The following is a 21,994-nucleotide window of genomic DNA, read 5'->3' on the forward strand; positions in this document are numbered from 1 at the left end:
TGCACAATTTATTCGCTTCGTAAACTTGTTACCGGGTTCATGAGCGCGGCCTTTATACTTTGGTAACTCACCGTCAGGAAGGCGATCAGAACCGCCAGTGCACCAGCTGCGCCAAAGATCCACCAGGTCAGGTCTTCCCGATAAACGAATGTGTCGAGCCATTTGCGGAGCGCCCACCAGGCCAGCGGTGTTGCCAGGAAGAGAGCAACCAGGACCAGCTTCAGGAAGTCTTTGGACAGTAACCCAACGATATTGGCAACCGAGGCACCCAGCACTTTCCGAACACCGATTTCTTTGGTGCGTTGCTCGGCGGTGAAGGCCGCCAGGGCAAACAGGCCCAGACACGAAATCAGGATGGCCAGCATACCGAAATAGTTGACCAGTGTATTCACCTGTTGCTCGCTCCGGTACAGGTTCTCGTATTCCTCGTCCACAAAGTGGTAATTGAACGGATAGTTCGGGTTGAATTGCTTCGCCAGTTGTTCGAGATCGGTGATGGCTTGTCGGGTTTGGCCCGCGCGGGTTTTGACCAACAGGTAACTTGTATTCCGGCCGTCGAAGCAGAGAATCAGGGGATTGATGGCCTGATGCAGCGAGTTGAGGTGGAAGTCTTTCATAATCCCGATGATCCGGCCTTTACCCATCCAGAACGTAACCTCCTTGCCAAGCGGATTTTTCATGCTCGGGGTCGATTTACTGATCAGCCGGGCGGTTGATTCGTTGATGATGTAGTTGGCCGAATCGGCGGGACTGTCTACACTGAAATCACGGCCGGCAGCTAATTTGATGTTCATGGTACGCATAAAATCACCCCCCACAAACATGCAGGCCACACTGGTTTCCAGTTTGGGGTCTTTACCCGCCCATCGTAAGTCGCCGGAGTTGCTTTGTACGTTAATCGGCAGCGACATGGTGGTGGTGGCAGAAGCCACCGTTGGCTTACGCATCACTTCCTGCCGGAAGGCTTCCACTTTTTTAGGCTGGGCAATTTCACCTTCCAGCGGGATGTATACCACGTTCTCCCGATCGAGACCCAGGTTTTTCGTACGCAGGTAGTTCATCTGCCGCCCAACGGCCAGCATACCCACAATCAGAAAAATAGACAGCGAGAATTGGAAAACGACCAGTACCCGCCGGAACAGGGCCGGACCGGAACCGAACTGGAGCCGCGACGATGCGCCGTTTCCTTTCAGGATTTTGATCGGTTGAAGCGACGACAAGAAAAAGGCCGGGTAACTGCCTGATAGAATGCCCGTGATGAGTACCAGACCCAGAATGCTGATCCATACCGACGGTTCGGTGGCGCTGAGCGTTAGCTGCTTTTCGAAGAGCGTGTTGAAGGTGGGTAAAAGCGCCCAGACGAACCCGATCGCCAGCACAACCGCCAGTAAGCTCATGATGATCGACTCGCTCATAAACTGCCCAATTAGCGACGACCGCAATGCCCCCACTACTTTACGGACACCTACTTCCTTCGCCCGCTCCGACGACCGAGCCGTGGACAGGTTCATGAAGTTGATGCAGGCAATGAGCAGAATAAACAGCGCTACGATGGAGAATATACGTACATACTCGATCCGACCGCCTACGGGCTGTCCATTTTTGTATTCACCGTAAAGGTGCAGATCGGTGATGGGCTGGAGAACGGGGCGACCTGTTTCGAAATTTTTTCCCGCAGCACGGGGGTAAATCGTGGCCATAGCTGCTTCCGCCTGCGCCTGCGTGGTGTTGGGCTTCAGTCGGACAAACGTCTGGAATGAATTATTTCCCCAGGTTTTCATCCAGTCCTGCTGGTATTCTTTCCAATTAACTACCCAGTCGAATTGCAGCGTCGAGGTGGCAGGTAAATTGGCGATAACGGCCCCGACAACGTAGAATTTATTGTTATCGAGTTGCAGCGTTTTTCCTAAAGCCAGCCCATTCGGGAAATACTTCTCCGCTACTTTCTGCGTAATAACGATCTGGTTGGTTTGGGCCAGAGCCGCTTTCGGGTTCCCGTAGATTGCTGGTAAATCGAATACGCCAAAAAAGTCAGCACTCGCATAATGCCCCTTTTCTTTGGCAGCTTTCTCGCCTACTTTAATCAGGGTTTCATTGGCAAAATTAATTTTCGTGGTAGCCGCTACCTCCGGAACGTCCTGCGCAATTGCTTCCTGCAACGGGCCGGGTGTTACAAAATTCGTTACCGTTTCGCCATTGTACGGAAAATTGACCCGCACATAATGGATACGTTCCGCATCAGGCAGAAAACGGTTGTAACTCAATTCGTCCTTTACCCAAAGGCCAATCAGCAGGCTGCACGCCATACCCAGCGCCAGGCCAAAGACGTTGATCCCCGAATAGAGTTTGCTTTTCATCAAACTCCGAACGGCTATTTTGAGGTAGTTACGGAACATAGGGCCAGTTTTTAGAATTTACCGCATTGAGTACGAATCGCTTCTTTTCGAAGCGATGAAAAGGATAAATGGCCTAGTTAAACGTGGAAGTTTTCCGTTACTACTCTGCCGTCAAACAGGTTCACCGTACGGTGGGCAAAGCCTGCGTCGTAAGGGGAGTGAGTTACCATGATAATGGTCGTGCCTTCGTCGTTCAGCTCACCCAGCAGTTTCATTACTTCTTCGCCGTTTTTCGAATCGAGGTTACCGGTCGGTTCATCGGCCAGGATCAGTTTGGGTTTGGCGACTACTGCCCGGGCTATGGCCGTCCGTTGCTGCTGACCGCCCGATAGCTGTTGTGGGAAGTGATTGCGACGGTGCATGATGCTCATCCGTTCCAGCGTTTCTTCAACCCGCTTTTTGCGTTCATCGGGGGGCGTTTTCAGGTAGAGCAGGGGGAGCTCGACGTTTTCATACACGGTCAGTTCGTCGATCAGGTTGAAGCTTTGAAAGACAAAACCGATGGAGCCTTTGCGAAGCTGTGCCCGCTGCCGTTCGGTCATTTTAGCGACCTCGGTGCCGTAGAAGTTGTATTCGCCCTCGCTTGGGTTATCTAACAGGCCCAGGATGTTGAGTAGCGTGGATTTGCCGCAGCCCGATGGCCCCATAATAGCGACGAACTCGCCGTCTTTGACATCCATGTTGATGCCATTCAGAGCGGTGGTTTCTACTTCTTCGGTCGAGAAGAGTTTCTGAAGGTTAATTGTCTGGATCATATTTTTTTTCTTGACAGGATTAACAAGATTCACAGGATTAAACAGGCATTACCAAGCCTATGAATCCTGCAAATCCTGTCGAAAAAATTAAAATTCTAAGACATCATTATCACCAAAATTCTCATAGCTGCTGGTAATCACTTGTTCGCCGGGTTGCAGGCCGTCCAGTACTTCGTAGAACTCCGGGTTTTTACGGCCCAGCGTAATCTGCCGTTTGACCGCCCGTTTCCCCGATTTGTCGACTACGTATACCCAGTTGCCGCCCGTATCGGAGAAGAAACCACCGACGGGAATCAAGGTTGCCTTAGCGGCTTTACCCAGTTCCAGTTGAATGGGCGACGACTGGCCGCGTTTGATTCCCTGGGGCGTGCCGTTTGCAAATGTCATATCCACTTCAAACCGGCCGCTCTTTACTTCAGGATAGACCCGCTTGATTTCAAGTTCGTGCGTTTTTCCGTTGAATTCAAAAGAACCTTTCAAGCCCGCGAACACCCGACTAATGTAGTGTTCATCAATGCCGACCCGCATTTTAAACCCATTCAGGTCATCAATCTGGCCGATGTTCTGTCCCCGGTTGATATTCGAGCCAACCTCCACATCGATGCTGGATAACTGCCCCGAAACCGGCGCTTTCACAACCAGGTTATCGAGTGTTTGCTGCCAGAGGGCTACATTTCGTTGCGTACGCTGCAAGGTGCCTTCGAGCTGCTTAATCTGAAATTTCGCGTTTTCCTCCTGGTACTTCTGCGTTTCGATTTCGATCGTACGCTGGGCCGTCAATCGTTCGTAAGCGCGTTTTGCTTTCAGGTAGTCTTCTTCCGACACGACTTTATCTTTGTACAACTTTTCCTGCCGTTCGTAGGTATCTTTTGCCTGGGAAATCTGGGCATCGACATCCGCCAGCGTTTTGCGTAACGTAAAGCGTTCAATCTGTATCCGTTGGCGGGTATTTTGCAGGTCATTGACCAGTCGGTTGGCTTCGGTTTCGGATTGTAAAAAGCTCAGTTTCAAACTTTGGTTCTCCAGTTTCAACAAGACTTCGCCCTGTTTGACGGTGTTGCCGCCTTCAACGAGCTTTTGGGTCACATAACCACCTTCAATGGCATCCAGCCGGATCGTTTTAAGGGGTTGTACCACACCCGTGACGGCAATAAAATCTTCAAATGGCCCCGTTGAAACAGTCGAAACGGTAATTTTATCTTTTTCGACATTCAGCTTCGACCGACGATCGGCGAAGAGGAATGTGTAAGCTAACAAGCTTATAACCAGAACGCCACCTCCAAAAATAGCCAGGCGTTGGGTTGTCCAGAAACGTTTAGGTAAGACGCGATCCATTAGTTTAGATAAGCGAACGAGGGAAAGAATAGGCCGCCAGAGCCGTGAAAGAGCCGTTCCTGGCGCGAATCTCATTCGCTATAAAGCCTTGTGCCAATAGTCATGCCAGTTGGAGGGTGTTGCTGATAGTCAGTTGCTTAGGGGCTATCGATCTTCCTCACTTGTCCGCTTTCGGACGAATCTTGTCCGCTTTTAGTGCTCACTCAGGCTGGAACGTCATGCCAGGAGCTCATTCGCGCTTGGCGCCCACCTCCGCTAAAACATACGGTAACAGCGTTTTGGCGCGGGTAGCGGGGTTTAAAAAATCATACGTCAGTTGGCTGACATGGTAATAGGGGAACATCGCCAGTCGCTTTACCTGGAAACCGTGGGCCTCCAGCGAATCGGCATATTCGGCAGTTGTGAATACCTGTTGGGGTGCCTTTTGTACCTGTACCTGCATCGCTTCGTCTGAACGGGCGTATACAGTGGGCGCATGCGCGTAAAACTCATACGTCCAGAAACTGCCGCCACCAACGCCCGTGCCGGGTTCGTAAAGTACGGTGGGGCGTTTGGCCAGTTTGGCGTCTGTGTTTACGTAGTTGGCCGTTGCCATGCCCGCCTGATAGCGCAGGAATGTCGGATATAAAAACAGGTTCAGTGTGCCAGCCAGCACCAGTATCGAGCCAACCATCCGACCCGATAAAGATAATAATGTGTTTTTTCGGAAAATGCTGAGCGTAGCTAGGGTAATAACGATTACCCAAACCAACCCGCTGACCAACCCGACCGGCTGAACCAGGACTAACAAAGCAACGGCGATACCAGCAATGGCCAGGCCGATGATAGTTTGGCCAACCGTCCATTTCCGCAAATTGGTTACGTTGAGGCCGACCAGAAAGTGGGCTGTTACAACCGCAAAAAACGGGAAAACGATGTTCATGTAGTGGGGCAACTGAAACCCCGACAAGGAGAATAAGGCAAACGTAAGCAAGCCGGAGCCCAGCGAAACATACTCCAGCGATTCTGCCGGATGGGTGCTGCTGTGTCGCTTAACTAAGCCTATGATTTGCTTCCCCGCCCCCATATACAGGGGTAATGACCAGGGCAAAAAAGCCCAGAGCAGCGTGTGAACAAAGAAAAACTTGTCACCTTCGCCTTTAATGGGGCCTGTGTTGAAGAACCGCCCAAACTGGCTGTCCCAAAAAAAGAAACGAATGCCCGACACGCCTTTATTCCCAAAAATAACCTTCTCCGGGTGCAGGTCGAACTGCTGATACAGGCAGTATATTTCGGGGAGGGTACAGGCAAATGACAGGACGACCGCTAGGTACCAGCGCGGCTTGAGTAACTCCTGCCAATGGCCCGTCAGCAACCAATGCACCACCAGACCGCCCCCAATCGGAATAAGAACAAAAACACCTTTGGTCATCAGGGCGCATCCGGTCAGGAAGGAGCCAACAAGCAGGTGGCGCGCCTGATGCCTATCGCCCAGAAATACCCGGTAAAAATGATACACCGGCCCAATGATGAGCGGCATCAGATAGGGCTCTGCCCGAACGTCGCTGTTTGACAAAACGCCGTGGAAGGCCGTTAACAGCACCAGGGTTGCCACTTGCGCCGTTAATTTCGAGTAGGTCAGGCGGACGAACTTATACGTGTACAGGACGCTGCCCAGAAAAAACAGGAGTGCCGGGAATTTGTAGGCAAACGTGTTGACTCCAAAAATCCGGAAGCTCGCGGCAGAGACCCAGAACGGGAAATGCGGCTTGTCGAGCCAGTCGCTGCCTACAGCGTACAGGTTTACGAAGTCGCCGGTTTGAGCCATCTGTTTGGCAATAGAGGCATAAAGTGCACTATCTACTTCCATAATGGGTGGAAATAGACCCGTGGCATTTAGAAATACGCCGACAGCTACCAGCGCGTAAAACCAGCGGTCATCGAAAGGAGGGTACTTGTCGGTCATTTGGTATCAATGTAGGGCTGCCCGAGCGGGTAGCAGTTGCGTTCGTTTATTGCCGGAATAGCCGGTGAAGAATGAGTAATCTGCCAAATCACGAGCCTTATACCGCTTATACTCCACCTACTGACAATAATGACCGCTTAACGACTTTTAGCGGTCAAAGTACGTAAGAAAACCGTAATTCGTTGTTGAATCGGTACCGACGTGCAACAATTCGTTCCCTATTCTATCTTTGATCTATGCAAGATGCTAAACTCTTACTCGTCGATGATGACCCCGACGTATTACTGGCGGCCCGGCTGTTGCTGAAACGGCACGTGGGCGCGGTAGACATCGAGAAAAATCCAGAAAAACTGCCTTTTCTCCTCAACAACAACCGGTATGATGCCATCGTGCTCGATATGAATTTTCAGCGCGATGTGAGTAGTGGCCGGGAGGGGTTTGCCTGGCTTGATCGTATTCTGGATATTGATCCCAAGGCACGCGTCGTTTTGTTCACCGCCTATGGCGATGTGGAAATGGCTGTACGGGCGATCAAGGCCGGTGCCGTCGATTTTGTGCTGAAACCCTGGCAGAATGATAAATTTCTGGATACCATTCGTGGGGCGGTTAATGGCAAAAAAGAGGAAGTCGAAGAACGGGACGACGCCCAGAAAACGACCCGTAAGAAGGGTAGTGCCGGGAGTACAACCATTATCGGCAGTGCGATGCGGCCCGTTCTGGAAACGGTTGAGCAGGTAGCGCCAACGGATGCCAATGTCCTGATTTTAGGCGAAAATGGTACCGGTAAGGATTTGATTGCCCGGGCAATTCACGAACAGTCCAACCGGCGCGACAAGCCATTTGTGAGCGTCGACGTAGGTGCCCTGACCGAAAGCCTGTTCGAGAGTGAATTGTTTGGCCACGTAAAAGGAGCGTTTACCGATGCCCGTGACGACCGTGCCGGGCGCTTCGAGGAAGCCAATGGCGGCACTATTTTCCTGGATGAAATCGGTAACCTGACGCCTTCGCAACAGGCTCGCCTATTGACCGTACTTCAGCAGCGGCAGGTAACGCGGGTGGGCTCAAACAAAGCGCGCGCGCTGGATGTGCGCCTTATTTGCGCGACCAACGCTGATCTGGCCGAACGGGTAGCCGAACGGGGGTTCCGACAGGATTTGCTGTATCGCATCAATACAATTGAACTGCACCTGCCCCCCTTACGCGAACGGCAATCAGACATTGGGCAATTAGCCGATTATTTCCTGAAAAAATACGCCAAGCAATACAACCGACCCGTTTCCGGGCTGAGTCCGGCGTTGCTGGCTGAAATGAAGCAGTACCGCTGGCCGGGTAATGTCCGGGAGTTACAGCATGCCGTTGAGCGGGCTGTTATTCTGGCTCGGCCTGAACTGGGTCGGCCGGATGGAAGCTCGGGTATACTGCTTGAGCCGGGGAACTTCGTTTTTAGAAAAGATGGAAATGCCACTTCACCCGTCAACGAGACCCTTCAACTGGAAGATATGGAGCGGCAACTGATTCAGCAGGCGATGCAGAAACACCGGGGAAGCATTACCGATGTCGCTCGTGAGTTGGGCGTGTCGCGGCAGGCGCTCTATCGTCGACTGGAGAAGTTTGGCTTATGAACGAAATAGAGCCCGTTTATTTTAGGCGATCCAGCAACAATGTCAAAATCTGTTCCTGAGTCTGCGCAACTTGTGAGAATTTCTGGTTCATTTCTTTGCGCAGCTCGATCTGTTCGTTAATAACCTGCTCGAACCGGTTATCAACCTGCTCGAACCGGTTGTCAACCTGCTCGAACCGATTGTCAACCTGCTCGAATCGGCTGTCAACCTGCTCGAATCGACTGTTCATTTCCGTTTTTAGTTGGTCGATCTGGTTTTGTTGTTGTCCAAATTGTTGGCGCATTTCGATCGTGAGGTCGGCAACTCCCTTAGCTGCTAGCTTTGCGTTGCTATCGGCACGGATAGCGACCTCCAGAATCTGCCCGTTCGATTCAATTAAACGGTCAGTCTTTAATGCTACATCAGCTAAGACGGGTTCGATCTGGTCAAGTCTTTTATCTGGAGTCATGGTGTCGACGGAAATTCCCGTAAATTTATCTATTAATGTTTAACAGTCACAAATCCATTCTTCACGATGTGAGCGATGTAGATGAGTTTAGTTAAGTTTACTCAATTCAGCGACGATAGCTTCCTGCGCTAGTTTGACGACTTCATCAGCGGTGCGACCATTGGGGTCGATAGCGGGCAATACGGACCACGACATTTTCGAAAAGGAGCGGAGCGGAAAGAGACCTTTGGGATTGAAATGACCCGTTCCCCGAATCGCAATCGGTACAACAAGGGAGGCCGGTGCGCGCTTGAGTAACGTTGCCACGCCACCCGTTACAAAGGGGCGCATCTGACCCGAAGCGGAACGCGTTCCTTCCGGAAAAATCATGGCGGAAAGGGTCTCCTGCTGAATCAGTTTTCCTAAACGGGCAATCTCGACAATAGCCTGCTTAGGGTCTTTGCGATCGATAAGTGCCGCCCCACTTTTGCGCAGGTTATAGGATACGCCCGGAATACCATGTGCGAGTTCGACTTTAGAAACGAATGTAGGCGTGTGCCGACGCAGAAACCAGATAATGGGCGAAATGTCGAACATGCTCTGGTGGTTGGCGACAAAAATAATAGGTCGATCTGTGGGGAGGTCGGTTGCCTGTCGAAAGCGAATGGTACTCCCCGTCAGATACCAGCCGTAAGCAATGCTGGCGTTCATCCAGTCGACCGTTTTTTTGTGCGCCGGGCGGCCAAACAGGTTAAACGCAGCGGCCTGCATGACATGGAAAATACATAGCACTAACCCAAAATAAACCAGGTAAATACAGCTCAGTATATAGTCTAAACCTTTTTTCATACAGGCTACAGCCGTCGGGTACATTCTAATTAAGCCCTAAAAATAATACGGAGTCCAGTATAGTCGGGAAGAAAAACGGAAGCTAATTTAAAACATCGGCTCTTTTAGCCGAACTTTGTTCGACACTGGGATAAATTGACCTGTTTCTTCGTTACCTATACATGATCTTATCTGGCACACGTTTGGATGTAATGCGATTCGTCGGTGAAAAAATCGACGCATCTATAGATGAATTCCTTAAACCTATCGAGACCAACTGGCAACCTGCCGATCTGCTGCCCGATACAACCAAGGAGTCCTTTTTGGATGAGGTGAAATTACTCCGCGAAAGTACCCGCGAGCTCTCCTACGACTACGTAGCCGTGCTGGTGGGCGATACCATTACCGAAGAGGCCTTACCGACCTATGAGTCGTGGCTGATGGATATGGAGGGCATCGAGCAGGGCAGTGCCACGGCCTGGACCCGCTGGATTCGAAGCTGGACTGCCGAAGAAAACCGGCATGGCGATCTGCTGAACAAGTTTCTGTACTTGTCGGGGCGGGTCAATATGCGGGCCATGGAAGTGTCTACGCAGTACCTGATTGCCGACGGTTTCGACATTGGAACCGGCAAGGACCCTTACCGAAACTTCGTTTATACGTCGTTTCAGGAACTGGCCACCAACGTGTCGCACCGCCGAACCGCGACGCTGGCCAAGCAGGCCGGGTGTAATCAATTGTCGAAAATATGCGGGGTGATCGCATCCGATGAAATGCGGCACGCCAAAGCGTACAAAGATTTTGTCCGGCAGATTTTCGAAGTGGACCCGTCTGAAATGATGCTGGCTTTCGAAGATATGATGCGCAAAAAGATTGTCATGCCTGCCCATTTTCTGCGCGAAAGTGGCGTAAAAATTGGTCAGACATTCAGCCATTTTTCGGATGCCGCTCAACGCCTGGGCGTTTATACAACCTACGACTATATCGAAATTGCCGAAGCCTTATTGGTGGACTGGCAAGTAGATGCGATCACCGATCTCAACGATGCCGGTCAACGCGCCCGCGATTATGTGATGGCGTTACCTGCCCGTCTGCGCCGGATTGCTGAACGGACCAAGGTACCTACGCTTGAATACCCATTTAGTTGGATTGCCGGCTAATATGGATCGATTTGCGCTTGGTATAGGCTGGCGAATTGCTGGTATTGTCGGCCTTACCGGTGTGATTACGTATTTGCATATTCAGGAAGTGAACAGCTTGCTGATCTTTCCGCTACTCATTCTTGACCTGTTCCTGACGGTCAATCTGTACCGGTACGTGACCAGCCTGAACCGCAAACTGACGCGCTTTCTGGAGTCCGTGCGTTACTCCGATTTTGCGGTTGCCTTCCGGGCCGACAATAACCTTGGGCCCTCGTTTCACGAGTTAAACGATCAGTTCAATGAGGTGCTCGACGCTTTCCGGCAGGCGCGGGCCGAAAAAGAAGCCAACTTACATTACGTCAACACGATTGTTCAGCACGTCAATGTGGGGCTGCTGACATTCGATGCTACCGGGCAGGTGGAACTGGTTAACCAAACGGCGCTCCGGCTGCTGGGTATCTACCGCCTTCGTACGCTCAACGACCTCAACGCCACCCACGCTGACCTGGCCGACGTACTTCGGTCGTCCACAACCTTGTCGACGCCCGTATCGTACCAGACTGGGGCCGATGGAGAACTATCGGTCCGTTGTACGGCCGTCCGGCTGCGGGGGAGGCTGGTAACGGTGGTATCCATGCAGAATATCCGTAGTGAATTACAACAACGGGAACTCGATGCCTGGCAGAATCTGACGAAGGTGCTGCGGCACGAGATTATGAATTCCATCACGCCGATTGTCTCGCTGGCGGGCACCATGCGCGACATTGTCGAAACGGATTTGGTCCCCCTGTCCTCGTCGGATGATGAGTCCAGCGAAGCCGCGAGATTTCCGGCCGTTGTGGCTGAATCGGTCAACGACCTGCGCGATGCCCTGACGACCATTGAGCAACGAGGAGCGGGTATCATGCAGTTTGTGGATGCTTACCGCCACTTTACGACGATTCCGCAGCCCGTTTTTGCCGATGTGCCAATTGAGCCGCTGCTTCGCCATGTCGTACAGTTAGCAAAGGCCAGTGCGCCACATTGCCAGATTGACGCTACGGTGGCATCGCCCAATGTAGCGGTTTGGGCCGATGCGGCCCAGATTGAAATGGTACTGCTGAACCTAATTAAAAACGCGGTTGAAAGCATTGGCAAAGCCAACTGTCCCACCATTCAACTGGCTGCCGAAGCCATTGGACCCCGGGTGATAATCCGCGTAACCGACAATGGCCCTGGTATTGAACCCGAAGCGCTGGAGCAGATTTTCATTCCCTTCTACACGACCAAGAAAACTGGATCGGGCATTGGGCTAAGCCTTTCCCGCCAGATCATGCAACTCCATAATGGCCAGCTCACTGTGGACTCCAAGCCAAGCCAGGGTAGCACCTTCAGCCTGACGTTTTGAATGATTTGGCTATATTGACAAAGGACTACGATTGATTTGGTAGCAAAGTAAATTGCTTGAAAAAGAAAACCATAAAAAGATTACGTTCTTCGGATTGTAGGTTTGTAGAAACGTTATGATGTACCTGACAGACCTACCTTTCATAAATTTATGACCGCTGCAAACAATACAACTTCACCGCTTTTACATTCGCTTGATCGTGAGCAGCTTATTCGCATGATTGAGGAGTTGCAAGAGGAAAAGCGGATGACAGAAGCCTTTTCTCACATTTCAGAAACCGGCTCCAACGATGCTGCGCTAATGTGGCAGGGACGTAACCGATTTTTGGCTGAGAACGTAAAGCCGGTTGTTATTAAGCCCGTCCCCGAAAAAAGCTACAATCCTGATAACGGAAACCACCGCATTATCGACGGTGACAATTTGGCTGTGATGCGCTCATTGCTCACAGAGTTTCGTGGAGGACCGAAAACGGGTTTTGATGTTGTCTACATCGATCCTCCATACAATACAGGCAAAGACACATTTATCTACAACGATAACTACCGCTTTTCGAAGACCGAGGTAGCTCGCATGAAACGGGCCATCAATCGGGTTGAAAAAGGCGTATCGCTCGATGACCCCTCACGGCATACAAAGTGGATAAACCACGTTGCACCTCGTCTGTGGGCTGCCCGTAAGTTGCTCAAACACACAGGGGTAATCATTATCTCGATTGATGAGCACGAGTTACCACGTCTGTGGCTACTGATGGAAGAATTGTTCGGCGAGAGAAACCGAATTGCCACGCTCATTTGGGAACGCTCTCGAAAAAATGACGCCAATTACATTTCCGAAGGCCACGAATACATGCTCATGTGGGCGCGGGACAAATCGGCCCTTGACGACAAAATGAAGCAAATGGCCGGAACAGAGAAGTGGAAAGATTATAAAGGAAAGTGGCGCAGACCCAAAGATGGTGCTGACGAAATCTTGACAGCCTATGCCGAAGCAAAGCTTGAATACGGCAATGATTTAGAAAAAATACGTTCGGTAATGGACGAGTTTTTCGAATCCTTATCGCAAGATCATCCTGCAAAAAAAATTAGATACAGAAAGGTAGATGAGGGTGGGATGTACAATGATGATGGTGATTTGAACTGGCCGGGTGGTGGTGGGCCTACATATGACGTCATACATCCAATAACTGGGAAACCTTGTAAAGTTCCAAGTTCTGGCTGGAGATATTCTGATCCAGCCGATATGCAAAAGTTGATTGATGCGAACAAGATTGCGTTTAAAGCAACGCATACAGGTATTCCAAGACTCAAAAAGTATTTACACGAAATCGAGAAAGAAGTAAGAACAAGCGTGATTCAGCGGGTAGGGCAAAGAGCAGTTGAATCACTCGAAGATTTAGGTATGGGGGGGGCATTTGAAAACCCCAAAGACCATGAAATGCTGGCGGAGTTGTTCAACCTCGTTACATGGCGCGACCCAAACGCCAAAATCTTTGACCCTTATGCAGGTAGCGGTACTACCGGCCATGCTGTACTGGCAATGAATGCCGAAGACGGCGGCAACCGGCAATTTGTGCTAGTCGAAAATGGCGATCCCACCAATAAGAAAATCTCTCGCGATGAATACACCGAACGGCTTACTGCTGAGCGTATCCAGCGCGTGTTGTCGGGGCGGTGGGCCGATGGCAAAGACCACCCCGCCCTGCCCGGTGGCTTCACATTCTACGAAGCCAAACGTACCGTTGATAAAAGGGTAATCATGGGCTTCGAGCGGGAGAACATGGCTGATATTATCCTGCAAATCATTGAGGAAGACTCTAACCGCCACGATTGTCGTTTTGGGGGCTACAAGTACCTGATTGGCAAAACTCGGCTTGGCTTCGGAATTGCGCTGGTATGGGAGAAGGGCAATGCCGACGGACATCAACCCCTGACACGTCAAATCCGCTCCGAGATTATGAAAGAAGCCGAACAGGCAGGCGTAACAAAGCCGGTGTACATCTATGCCGTTGCCAACGTATCGCCGATTAATGATGAACTATACCGATTCCAGCAAATCCCGGACTCTATTCTAGCCCGGTTGAACATGTTGGAAGAGGAAGAACAAGAATAATCCGTGCAACAACTTACCCAAGATACACTAAAACCCTTTCAGCTACGAGCCGCCGGACAACTCACGCAGATGCTGGCAACGTACCCTAACCCGCCTTATGAACCTTGGTACAATCAGAAGACGGGGAAGCCAAATCCTTTCTTGTGCCGACTGAAGGCTATAACGGGTAGCGGCAAAACGCCAATGCTTGCCCTGAGTGTGGGCAGCTTAGGCGATGCTATCGTACTCTGGACAACCAACAGGGGGGCGGTTATTTCGCAAACCGCTACGAACTTCAGCGCAGGCGGTAACTACGCTAAACTGCTGCCCGAAGACGCACAGGTACTAGAAATGTCAGACATGCAGTCGTCGGATTGGACAGAGGTTTGCACGGCCCAAACCGGCCTGACAATCATTCTGGCAACGGTGGCGTTGTTCAACCGCGACGGTGACGCCTTAAAGGTGCATCAACCCTTGACTGACGGCACTACCCGCTGGCAAATGCTGGCCGGAGAAGGGGCCGAAGGTCGTCATAGGCCGTTATACGTGGTGTATGACGAAGCGCATGGTGGCACGACAGCGCAGTTTTCGCGCCTGACCGAGTTGCACCCCCGCGCCTTTATTCTGGCATCTGCTTCCGAACTGCCAGACGGTTTGGCCGACCTACTACCCGGCCAAAGCAGCGAGGAAAAAACTGAATCTTTTCAACGGCAAACAGTAACTGTACCGACCCAAGAAGTAGTCGAAAATGGGTTGCTAAAGACCCGGCTGTATCTGGTCGATTGCAACACAACACGGCTCGATGCCTTGCGCGAAGCAAACGACAAGTGGTTTACACTGATTGAAAAACTAAAGCCTACTAAACAGTGGCCGGTAATGTGTTGTATTGTCAATTCGACGCTGGCAGGTTTGGAAGTATGGGATATGCTCACACAAACGCTGGGCGTTGACCCTAACCGAGTAGCTGTCCATTTAGCCAATGTAAGTGCTAATCTGGCAGCCGCAAACCCCGATGCGCCATGGCCTCAACTGGTCGATACGCACAAAGCTAAGAAGTCGCCAGAAGCCCTGCGAGACGAGGGGTACACGCATTTGATCTGGAACCTTTCTTTACGCGAGGGTTGGGATGAGCCCTGGGCCTACGTAGCATATCTGGATGGTACGGGCAAATCAATGACCGACATTTCTCAGAAAATTGGGCGTTTTCTGAGACAGCCAAACGCTACGCCTTTCGATGATGGAGATTTGAACTCAGCTTACTTTTATTTCAACGTACCCGACGAAGAGTTTGCGGCTGTTGTTCGGAACACACAACGGGAATTAGCCAACGAGGGTTACGAGATTATTGCGGTTAGTGGCAGTGGTGCCCGACCCAAATCATCTCGGGAATCGCCCGTATTGAAGTCAAAAACAATTGATAAAGTAGCTGAATCGTTTGGTGAAGATCTTAACAAGCTCGATCAGATACTTCTCAATAACGTACCACTTTTTGCTGATGCCGACCTCAAAGCGCCAGGTCAAGTAACTACACGTGTGTTAGATATGCGCCGGAATCAGGAAGACGGTTCGTTGTATAAACAGGAACAGCGTGATAATAACGCAGAAATAACCGTCTGGAACTACTGAGCCGACCGTTTGGGCAAAACAGACAAGCGCATAGTGGATAAGAATGGCCACCGCTTCTCGACCAAAATAAAAGAAGACCCCCGCATGAAACAGAGAATGCAGATGGGTTCGGCAGCAATGAATACGCTTAATAAGAATCTGTCGGACATCATCAATCGACTGAATGATGAGTTTGTGTTGGAGTATGAATATGATTCAACGTATCAGGTTAAGCCCTTTAACTTAGTGTCGCCTGATTTACAGACGGATGACGAGGGTAAGCGTGAACGATACCAAGTCAGAACATATAAAAATGCGCTTCATGCCGAGTACAACGGCTTAAACCCATTTGAAGTGAGGTTGGCCGAAGCACTGGATACGCTGGGCTTAGATTGGTGCCGAAACCCGTCAAAAACAGGCTATGGTATTCCAATCCCAGAAGTAGGACATGGCACAACGAATTTTTTCCCAGACTTTCTTTTGTGGTCGTCTAAATGCCTTTGGGCAATAGATCCGAAAGGTTCTCATTTGTTAAATGATGCCATTCGTACCAAGTTGCTAGGAGTATCAGACGTTGACGATATGCCGCTCAAAATTAGGGTAGCATTTGTAGTAGAAGGTAAGTGGGAGTTGGGTCCTAATGGAACGCCCCGTCAAAGCAGCAAAGACGGGTGTTCGTTAGTCTTAAAGCAAAACACAGGCCCAAGAGTTAAGCAGTTCGATTCAGTGTCTGACCTTGTCAACGAGTTCAAATAAGTGAGTTATGGTGTTAGTTGTACCCCAAAATGAACCGACGTGTTCAAGACCAGTTGAGTCTGGTACATTTAGTCAGCTAGGGATTAAGGAACGTACTCATATTCAAGAATGGGTTCGCCACAATACGACCGTATTAGGCGAGGACTTGAAAGTCATCTCAATTGAGTTTGATGAATTTGATCAGGTGGCAGACCGGCCAGACATACTTGCGCTAGACCACGAAGGCAATTTAGTCATCATTGAACTTAAGCGAGATTCCCTAGCGGCCTATGCAGATTTGCAGGCAATTCGATATGCTGCACTGCTATCGACTATAACTGTGGCTGACATCGTGCCCATGTATGTTCGGTATTGCCAGCGGTATCTACAACTGCCAGAAATAACTTTGGAAGAGGGAAAGCGGCAGTTGGAGGAATTTATTAATGATAGCGATTTTGTTAAACTGTCTGGTAAGCCGCGTATTATACTTTGTGCGGAGAACTTCTCACCTGCGATTACAACGACAGTTCTATGGCTTAACTCAATAGGTCTTGATATATCGTGTATTAGACTTCAACCTTATGAGGTCGATGGTAAACTGATCATCGTTCCTAACAAAATAATTCCTACCCCGGAGGCATCTCAATATATGGTTCGGGTACAACGTAAGGAGCGGCAAGAAGAAGCAGCCGAAGAGCAGCAAGTAAAACGGCGACGGCAAACCTTAAAGATTTTGCTTGAAAACAACATTCTGAAAGCGGGCGATAAAATTTATTTAAAAGCGGGTATGCCGTATGTGGCTTTCCTGGAAGATGACGATCGGTTTGTAGCAACTGTCATCGGAAACGGTACTCAAAACATAAAGTGGGAGCATGACGGGAATGAATACAAAATATCAGCACTAACTAGGCAAATCTTTAACAGCTTTAATTCAAACTTCACAAGAACTCCTAATGGTAATGCACATTGGACAAGTGAGGAAGGAATTGTGCTGTGGCAATTGGCAGAAAACCATCTTGGTGCCCAAATAGCTGAGTAATAGTCCTGTTAAAACTAAAATCGTAACCTCCTTTATTGAGCGATTGTGGTACATGTGTCGATCCGACAAACGTAAAGAACCAACCGACCTATTCCACGAAATGCCAGCAGACGCCAGCCAGATCAATCAGATTTACTTCCCGGCCGTAGGGCTGGTTGGTTGGCTTGCTGAGTCGAATGCCAAACGTTTCGGGAAGTTGTTTATCGGTTATCTCCTGCCAGAATTCGTCGGCGTTGCTGATCCTGATATTCAGCATCAGGTTCTGGGCAAACTCGACGTTGGTGTAGTTCTGTAAAATGAATTTACACCCGTCCCGCTCAAATCCGACGTAGTCGCCTGCGTCCCAACGGATCGTGAATCCTACTTCCTGGAAAAGTTGTTTGGCCCCGTCAAAATCAGCTCCTGATGGAATAAAGGGCTCAAGCGATAGAAATTGCGTCATAAACTATTGGGTTTAAAGGGTTCCTACATTCAGCAAAAAGCATTCTGGCTACTACCAGCCTTTACGCCAACGCCTTGGCAAACATACCCAGCCGCTCCCGGAGCAAATACCCGCTGATATCAGTGCGAAGGGTGCCCTGTGCACTGAAAGCCCGCAACTCGTAAGAGAGATTCGTGTATTTGTCCAGCGCGTTGAACCAGGCCGTGCGGTCCATGTAGGGAGCCAGCAGAATACGGGCCTGGCTCAGCGCGCGGTGCTGCCGGGGCGACCAGATGGGCCGGTGCCGATACGCGTACCCCTGGCCGTTGAGCAGATCGGGCAACACCTGTGGTGGTGCCATCGGGACCAGTTCGGCCAGTAAGTAAAGTCCCAGTTCCACGTTGAGCAGCCGGTTGGCTACCATACCGGGTAGCGCATGCCGAAAGCGCAGCCGGGTCGCCAGGGGCTCCTGCCAGTGTAGCAGACTGGCAAGGGCCGGGCGGGAAACGCGGGAGGTGGAAAGGAGCGTGTTCATTAGTCGTGTTGTTTGTTGTTCATATCAAAACTACGACTACAAGAACGTAATCTTTTTACGTTGTACTGTTTTTGTGGAAAATATTTTTCGTGTAGTGACGAAGGTTTTCCTGCGTGCCGAAAATGAACTGGCCTAAAACAAAATCAGCTGTTCATTGTGACTGGTATCATCACAACGAACAGCTGATTTTACGGCTATACAGTACCCGTTAGCCTATTTTCTCACAAAGGTCATGGTCCGCCGGGGCGGTGTGTTGTGGATGACGGTATGTAAATGCAGGTGTACGCAGAGCCGAATACACCGTCTGCATACACCTGCCAGAAAAAGGATGATAAAAAGTCTCATTGTAACGAGGGCGCGAACCTCGGAAAGTGAAACACTCGGTGCGTACCGTTGCTGTCGTCGATGTGCCAGTTTTCCCAGAGGCTGATCACAAACAGCCATTGGGAAACGTCGGCCTGGCTGGCTTCGTAGCCACGTCGGCGCAGGGCATTTTTTACGGCAAGTGTCGTGGTACTGCCTTCGGCCAGAATAAGCGTCGTGGCAATAAAGCGTATCACTAATGGGTCCAGTTTTTTACGTTGTATCTCCATCTTATGCCTTGAGTTTGACAATGTACCGAATCGTGCATTGTGCTGGATTGTAAATAATAACCTCCTGTTTGGGCAGGTCTGCGCTCTGGTGCCTAACAACCGAATCGTAGTGAGCTGCGAGCTGCTGAAGGGAATCGGCCGCGAACTGGACGGAGTGAGGCAGGTCGAGCTGTTCGCCAATATGCACTTCATAAATGGCCAGATACCGCGCCGTCAGTGGCTGGTCCAACTGGTTGAACCGATCGACAAAATGAATGCCACGGGTGGCCGACCTTCCGGAATCGGCCGTGTTGGTCAGGTTTATGGTCGGTTCACTTTTCAGGGCCGACAGCCAGTCTTCGTCGGGGTTATTGTGCCAGAGCGCCACCGTCTTACGGTTTTTTTGCTGCCGGACACAAGCATCGAAAAGGGCATCGGTTGCCGTATGCCGTACACTAAAGGCCGTGTCGAATTGGTCAGCGGTAGGTCCCATCATCCGGTTGATGAGCTTGAGTACATGGCTGTCTGTTACACGACCTACCAGCAGACCCAGGCTTTCGAACAACGCTACGGGGCTGGCTTCGGCGAGTAACTGCGTCTGGTCAATGTATCCTCTTGATTTTTTCTCGCGGATTTTCCGATCCCACTGCGTTATTGGATGGGTGGCTTTGTTCCGGAATCCGCCTACCCAGCCGTAATACGCATCGAACGTAGCGTCTTCATTCTCACGCATTTCGTAGTATTTGCTGTCGTTGTCGGATGTTACCTTGATATAGGTGGCCGTTCGCAGCGGACGGCCTGACCGCTGAGATCCGCTGTTGGCAAGCGGGCTTGTTAGCGACGCAATTGACCGGGTGATGCGGGGGGCGGCCGGAGCAGACTGGCCCCATACCCGTTGTAGCAACTGGTTAAGCATGGTCATACTGGGAAAGTGGAAGGTGAGAAATTTATTAAGAAGCGTCAGCTTACGCCAGCATTTTGCGTAATACACCAAGCCGATTGCGGGAAAAACCAACCGTTTTCTCCGAAAAATGGCTGCAGTCGCGGCTTAGATCGTAAGCTAGCCGATGCGTGGGGGCAGCCGCGTAGGCGTTCAGTAACGTCTGCCAGTGGAAGCTATTGGCGAAGTGAGCCAGCAACAGGCGTCCTCGATTCAAGTATTTTTTTTGTTTTGTCGACAGGCCAAGCCAACGGGCGTCATCGGGCTGGAGCAGCGCCGGCAAGGCCGTTGGGGGCGCGCTGGGGTGTAGCTGCTGGAGCAGGAACAGACCCAGTTCAAGATCAACTAATTGCCGGGTCGAAAGCGACGGGCGGGGCGTGTAAGCCGGGGTGTTTGAGTACGGACGCTGTGTATGAGTCATGAGATAGTCTATGTAATGTCCGGTTCAAAAGTATACCCCTCAAAACGTAATCTATTTACGGTCTTCTTTTTATTTGAAAAAAGTTTCGTCTACTTTGCAAAGACCTGAATGGATAGTCCAGTCATTGTTCACCTTTTGTAATTCCTCGTTCCTTCCCATGCCTATAACCCGCTCGGCCTTCCAACGCTACCGGCTCATCGACGAGATCATCAGCCGATACCCGCGTCGTTATTCTAAACAGCAGCTCTTTGAATTATGCCAGGATAAATGCGGGATCCGATCGGTGTCGTCGCTCGAAAAAGACATCCAGCGGATGCGCGAAGATCATGACGCACCCATCGAGTATGACAAACGGGCCAATGGCTATTATTACAGCAATCCGCAGTTTCGTTTGCTGAATCTGATGCTCGCTCCCGAGGATATGGAAGCGCTCGACTACGCCCGCGAGGTGCTGGCCGCTACCCAGGGCGCTACCGTGGCCGACGAATTGACCAATGCCCTCCAGAAAGTACGGCAGAGTCTGGATATCATTCGGGAAGTGAAAAGCGACGATAGAGCGGCTCCGGCTACATCGCGCCGGATCGTGTATGTGGAAGAGAAAATTCTGGGGGGCAATCGTCAGTTCGTGCCCATGCTCATTCGGGCAGTCAATCAAAGTCGGCAGGTGGCGTTTCGATACCTGAAATACGAAGAGGTGACCCCCGTCGCGAATGGAAAGAGCACGCGTAAGGGCAAGGCGACCAATCCGGTTCACTCCCTGGTGGATCGACCCAAACTGCGCATTCTGCATCCTATTCTGCTACGGGAAGTTGCCGATAGCTGGTACGTGATCGGATACGATGCCGTGAGTGGCGGGGAGAAAACGTTTGCGCTCGACCGCATGAGCGAACTCGAACTGCTGGATGATCCCTGCGATGTTCCCCCCGCCATTCTGGCCAACGTAAGCGACCTGTTCGAGCACATTTACGGGATTACCGATAGTCACGGGCCCGTCGAAAACATCATTCTTTCGTTTAGTCCGCTCTTTGGCCGCTACGTAAAAGCCAAGCCCATTCACCAGACGCAGGAAGTACTGAGCGATACGGATACCGAATGCATTGTGCGCCTTCGACTGGCACCCAACCGTGACCTGCTCATGCATTTACGCAGCTACGGCGAGCACCTGACAGTTCTGGAACCCGCCAGTCTGGTCCAGGAAATTAAGACATCGCTGGAAGCAACACTTGCTCGGTACCAAGCAACTACGTAAGCCTATGCCCACCTTTACTGCCATCCTTCAAAAGTTCGACGCGAAAGGCGAAAAAACCGGCTGGACGTACATCGACGTTCCGCTCGATATAACAGAAGCCATCAGACCCGGCCAGAAAACGTCGTTTCGGGTAAAAGGAACGCTGGACAGTTACCCGATCAGCTTAGTCGCCCTCATCCCCATGGGCCGGTCTGGCGATGTGGAAGGCGGGTTCATCATGCCGATCAACGCGACCATGCGTCGGGGTATTCGAAAAGAAGCCGGTGCCACCGTTCGGGTTGACCTGGAAGTTGATGAGTCGCCCAGGCCGATCTCGGCCGATCTGCTGGCCTGTCTGGACGATGATCCGGCGGCACAAGCCCATTTTCAGACATTAAGCCGTGGGCACCAAACCTATTTCAGCAACTGGATTGACGCTGCCAAAACCACCGAAACCAAAACCAGACGACTAACACAAGCCGTCATGGGGCTGGCTATGGGCCTGGATTTTGGGGAGATGATCCGGCATTTTAAAAAGTAAATGTACCAAACAGCCAGTGGCTATTTGGTACC

20 protein-coding genes are annotated in these 21,994 nt (G+C 50.9%); 9 read left to right on the top strand and 11 right to left on the bottom strand.

What is annotated here, in order from left to right:
* Positions 1-8 precede the first annotated feature (8 nt).
* The 4 genes from ACYU8Y_RS10975 to ACYU8Y_RS10990 all read right to left on the bottom strand — a co-directional run bounded on the left by ACYU8Y_RS10975 (position 9) and on the right by ACYU8Y_RS10990 (position 6,431).
* Complete coding sequence (locus ACYU8Y_RS10975) at positions 9-2,396, bottom strand: ABC transporter permease (RefSeq protein WP_460937047.1); 2,388 nt, start codon at positions 2,394-2,396, stop codon at positions 9-11.
* A gap of 77 nt (positions 2,397-2,473) precedes the next feature.
* Entirely contained in the window at positions 2,474-3,151 is a 678-nt protein-coding gene (locus ACYU8Y_RS10980; protein WP_460937049.1) for an ABC transporter ATP-binding protein, read from the bottom strand.
* An 87-nt stretch (positions 3,152-3,238) separates the two neighbouring features.
* Entirely contained in the window at positions 3,239-4,486 is a 1,248-nt protein-coding gene (locus ACYU8Y_RS10985) for an efflux RND transporter periplasmic adaptor subunit (protein ID WP_460937051.1), read from the bottom strand.
* Between the two features lie 229 nt (positions 4,487-4,715).
* Complete coding sequence (locus tag ACYU8Y_RS10990; RefSeq protein WP_460937053.1) at positions 4,716-6,431, bottom strand: ArnT family glycosyltransferase; 1,716 nt, start codon at positions 6,429-6,431, stop codon at positions 4,716-4,718.
* Between the two features lie 236 nt (positions 6,432-6,667).
* On the opposite strand from ACYU8Y_RS10990, the gene ACYU8Y_RS10995 reads away from it, so the two are divergent.
* Entirely contained in the window at positions 6,668-8,053 is a 1,386-nt protein-coding gene (locus ACYU8Y_RS10995; RefSeq protein WP_460937054.1) for a sigma-54-dependent transcriptional regulator, read from the top strand.
* 16 nt (positions 8,054-8,069) lie between these two features.
* Here ACYU8Y_RS10995 and ACYU8Y_RS11000 read toward each other — a convergent pair whose 3' ends face one another.
* On the bottom strand, positions 8,070-8,501 hold the full coding sequence (locus ACYU8Y_RS11000) for a hypothetical protein (protein ID WP_460937056.1): 432 nt from the start codon (positions 8,499-8,501) through the stop codon (positions 8,070-8,072).
* 87 nt (positions 8,502-8,588) lie between these two features.
* Complete coding sequence (locus ACYU8Y_RS11005; protein ID WP_460937058.1) at positions 8,589-9,329, bottom strand: lysophospholipid acyltransferase family protein; 741 nt, start codon at positions 9,327-9,329, stop codon at positions 8,589-8,591.
* 161 nt (positions 9,330-9,490) lie between these two features.
* Between ACYU8Y_RS11005 and ACYU8Y_RS11010 the strand changes: the two genes are divergently transcribed.
* From ACYU8Y_RS11010 to ACYU8Y_RS11035, 6 genes are all read left to right on the top strand, one after another.
* Positions 9,491-10,468 (top strand): acyl-ACP desaturase, encoded by a 978-nt coding sequence (locus ACYU8Y_RS11010; protein ID WP_460937060.1) that lies wholly within the window; start codon positions 9,491-9,493, stop codon positions 10,466-10,468.
* Between the two features lies 1 nt (position 10,469).
* Positions 10,470-11,837, top strand: a complete 1,368-nt coding sequence (locus tag ACYU8Y_RS11015; protein WP_460937062.1) for a sensor histidine kinase — start codon at positions 10,470-10,472, stop codon at positions 11,835-11,837.
* Between the two features lie 150 nt (positions 11,838-11,987).
* Positions 11,988-13,946, top strand: coding sequence for a site-specific DNA-methyltransferase (locus ACYU8Y_RS11020; RefSeq protein ID WP_460937064.1), 1,959 nt, complete (start codon positions 11,988-11,990; stop codon positions 13,944-13,946).
* A 3-nt stretch (positions 13,947-13,949) separates the two neighbouring features.
* Positions 13,950-15,551 (top strand): DEAD/DEAH box helicase, encoded by a 1,602-nt coding sequence (locus ACYU8Y_RS11025; protein WP_460937066.1) that lies wholly within the window; start codon positions 13,950-13,952, stop codon positions 15,549-15,551.
* Positions 15,552-15,560: 9 nt separating this feature from the next.
* Positions 15,561-16,286, top strand: coding sequence for a hypothetical protein (locus ACYU8Y_RS11030; RefSeq protein WP_460937068.1), 726 nt, complete (start codon positions 15,561-15,563; stop codon positions 16,284-16,286).
* Positions 16,287-16,293: 7 nt separating this feature from the next.
* Positions 16,294-17,304 carry a hypothetical protein gene (locus tag ACYU8Y_RS11035; RefSeq protein ID WP_460937070.1) on the top strand — a complete coding sequence of 337 codons (1,011 nt, stop codon included), beginning with the start codon at positions 16,294-16,296 and terminating at the stop codon, positions 17,302-17,304.
* A gap of 88 nt (positions 17,305-17,392) precedes the next feature.
* On the opposite strand, the gene ACYU8Y_RS11040 is transcribed toward ACYU8Y_RS11035, so the two are convergent.
* The 5 genes from ACYU8Y_RS11040 to ACYU8Y_RS11060 all read right to left on the bottom strand — a co-directional run bounded on the left by ACYU8Y_RS11040 (position 17,393) and on the right by ACYU8Y_RS11060 (position 20,193).
* Complete coding sequence (locus ACYU8Y_RS11040) at positions 17,393-17,746, bottom strand: VOC family protein (protein WP_460937072.1); 354 nt, start codon at positions 17,744-17,746, stop codon at positions 17,393-17,395.
* Positions 17,747-17,807: 61 nt separating this feature from the next.
* On the bottom strand, positions 17,808-18,260 hold the full coding sequence (locus ACYU8Y_RS11045; RefSeq protein WP_460937074.1) for a pPIWI_RE_Z domain-containing protein: 453 nt from the start codon (positions 18,258-18,260) through the stop codon (positions 17,808-17,810).
* A gap of 341 nt (positions 18,261-18,601) precedes the next feature.
* Positions 18,602-18,853 carry a hypothetical protein gene (locus tag ACYU8Y_RS11050; protein ID WP_460937076.1) on the bottom strand — a complete coding sequence of 84 codons (252 nt, stop codon included), beginning with the start codon at positions 18,851-18,853 and terminating at the stop codon, positions 18,602-18,604.
* Between the two features lies 1 nt (position 18,854).
* On the bottom strand, positions 18,855-19,754 hold the full coding sequence (locus ACYU8Y_RS11055; RefSeq protein ID WP_460937078.1) for a PARP domain-containing protein: 900 nt from the start codon (positions 19,752-19,754) through the stop codon (positions 18,855-18,857).
* Between the two features lie 43 nt (positions 19,755-19,797).
* Entirely contained in the window at positions 19,798-20,193 is a 396-nt protein-coding gene (locus tag ACYU8Y_RS11060; RefSeq protein ID WP_460937080.1) for a pPIWI_RE_Z domain-containing protein, read from the bottom strand.
* A gap of 157 nt (positions 20,194-20,350) precedes the next feature.
* On the opposite strand from ACYU8Y_RS11060, the gene ACYU8Y_RS11065 reads away from it, so the two are divergent.
* Both ACYU8Y_RS11065 and ACYU8Y_RS11070 read left to right on the top strand, forming a co-directional pair.
* The gene (locus ACYU8Y_RS11065) at positions 20,351-21,442 is read left to right on the top strand and encodes a helix-turn-helix transcriptional regulator (RefSeq protein WP_460937082.1); all 1,092 of its coding nucleotides are present in this window, start codon (positions 20,351-20,353) and stop codon (positions 21,440-21,442) included.
* A 4-nt stretch (positions 21,443-21,446) separates the two neighbouring features.
* The gene (locus ACYU8Y_RS11070) at positions 21,447-21,962 is read left to right on the top strand and encodes a DUF1905 domain-containing protein (RefSeq protein WP_460937084.1); all 516 of its coding nucleotides are present in this window, start codon (positions 21,447-21,449) and stop codon (positions 21,960-21,962) included.
* The last annotated feature ends 32 nt before the right edge of the window (positions 21,963-21,994 follow it).

The sequence above is a fragment of the Spirosoma humi genome, from assembly GCF_054776575.1.

Bases quoted from the DNA above. Each gene is read 5' to 3' on its own strand.
- ACYU8Y_RS10975 (WP_460937047.1), bottom strand. From the start codon at position 2,396: ATGTTCCGTAACTACCTCAAAATAGCCGTTCGGAGTTTGATGAAAAGC.
- ACYU8Y_RS10980 (WP_460937049.1), bottom strand. From the start codon at position 3,151: ATGATCCAGACAATTAACCTTCAGAAACTCTTCTCGACCGAAGAAGTA.
- ACYU8Y_RS10985 (WP_460937051.1), bottom strand. From the start codon at position 4,486: ATGGATCGCGTCTTACCTAAACGTTTCTGGACAACCCAACGCCTGGCT.
- ACYU8Y_RS10990 (WP_460937053.1), bottom strand. From the start codon at position 6,431: ATGACCGACAAGTACCCTCCTTTCGATGACCGCTGGTTTTACGCGCTG.
- ACYU8Y_RS10995 (WP_460937054.1), top strand. From the start codon at position 6,668: ATGCAAGATGCTAAACTCTTACTCGTCGATGATGACCCCGACGTATTA.
- ACYU8Y_RS11000 (WP_460937056.1), bottom strand. From the start codon at position 8,501: ATGACTCCAGATAAAAGACTTGACCAGATCGAACCCGTCTTAGCTGAT.
- ACYU8Y_RS11005 (WP_460937058.1), bottom strand. From the start codon at position 9,329: ATGAAAAAAGGTTTAGACTATATACTGAGCTGTATTTACCTGGTTTAT.
- ACYU8Y_RS11010 (WP_460937060.1), top strand. From the start codon at position 9,491: ATGATCTTATCTGGCACACGTTTGGATGTAATGCGATTCGTCGGTGAA.
- ACYU8Y_RS11015 (WP_460937062.1), top strand. From the start codon at position 10,470: ATGGATCGATTTGCGCTTGGTATAGGCTGGCGAATTGCTGGTATTGTC.
- ACYU8Y_RS11020 (WP_460937064.1), top strand. From the start codon at position 11,988: ATGACCGCTGCAAACAATACAACTTCACCGCTTTTACATTCGCTTGAT.
- ACYU8Y_RS11035 (WP_460937070.1), top strand. From the start codon at position 16,294: ATGGTGTTAGTTGTACCCCAAAATGAACCGACGTGTTCAAGACCAGTT.
- ACYU8Y_RS11040 (WP_460937072.1), bottom strand. From the start codon at position 17,746: ATGACGCAATTTCTATCGCTTGAGCCCTTTATTCCATCAGGAGCTGAT.
- ACYU8Y_RS11045 (WP_460937074.1), bottom strand. From the start codon at position 18,260: ATGAACACGCTCCTTTCCACCTCCCGCGTTTCCCGCCCGGCCCTTGCC.
- ACYU8Y_RS11050 (WP_460937076.1), bottom strand. From the start codon at position 18,853: ATGGAGATACAACGTAAAAAACTGGACCCATTAGTGATACGCTTTATT.
- ACYU8Y_RS11055 (WP_460937078.1), bottom strand. From the start codon at position 19,754: ATGACCATGCTTAACCAGTTGCTACAACGGGTATGGGGCCAGTCTGCT.
- ACYU8Y_RS11060 (WP_460937080.1), bottom strand. From the start codon at position 20,193: ATGACTCATACACAGCGTCCGTACTCAAACACCCCGGCTTACACGCCC.
- ACYU8Y_RS11065 (WP_460937082.1), top strand. From the start codon at position 20,351: ATGCCTATAACCCGCTCGGCCTTCCAACGCTACCGGCTCATCGACGAG.
- ACYU8Y_RS11070 (WP_460937084.1), top strand. From the start codon at position 21,447: ATGCCCACCTTTACTGCCATCCTTCAAAAGTTCGACGCGAAAGGCGAA.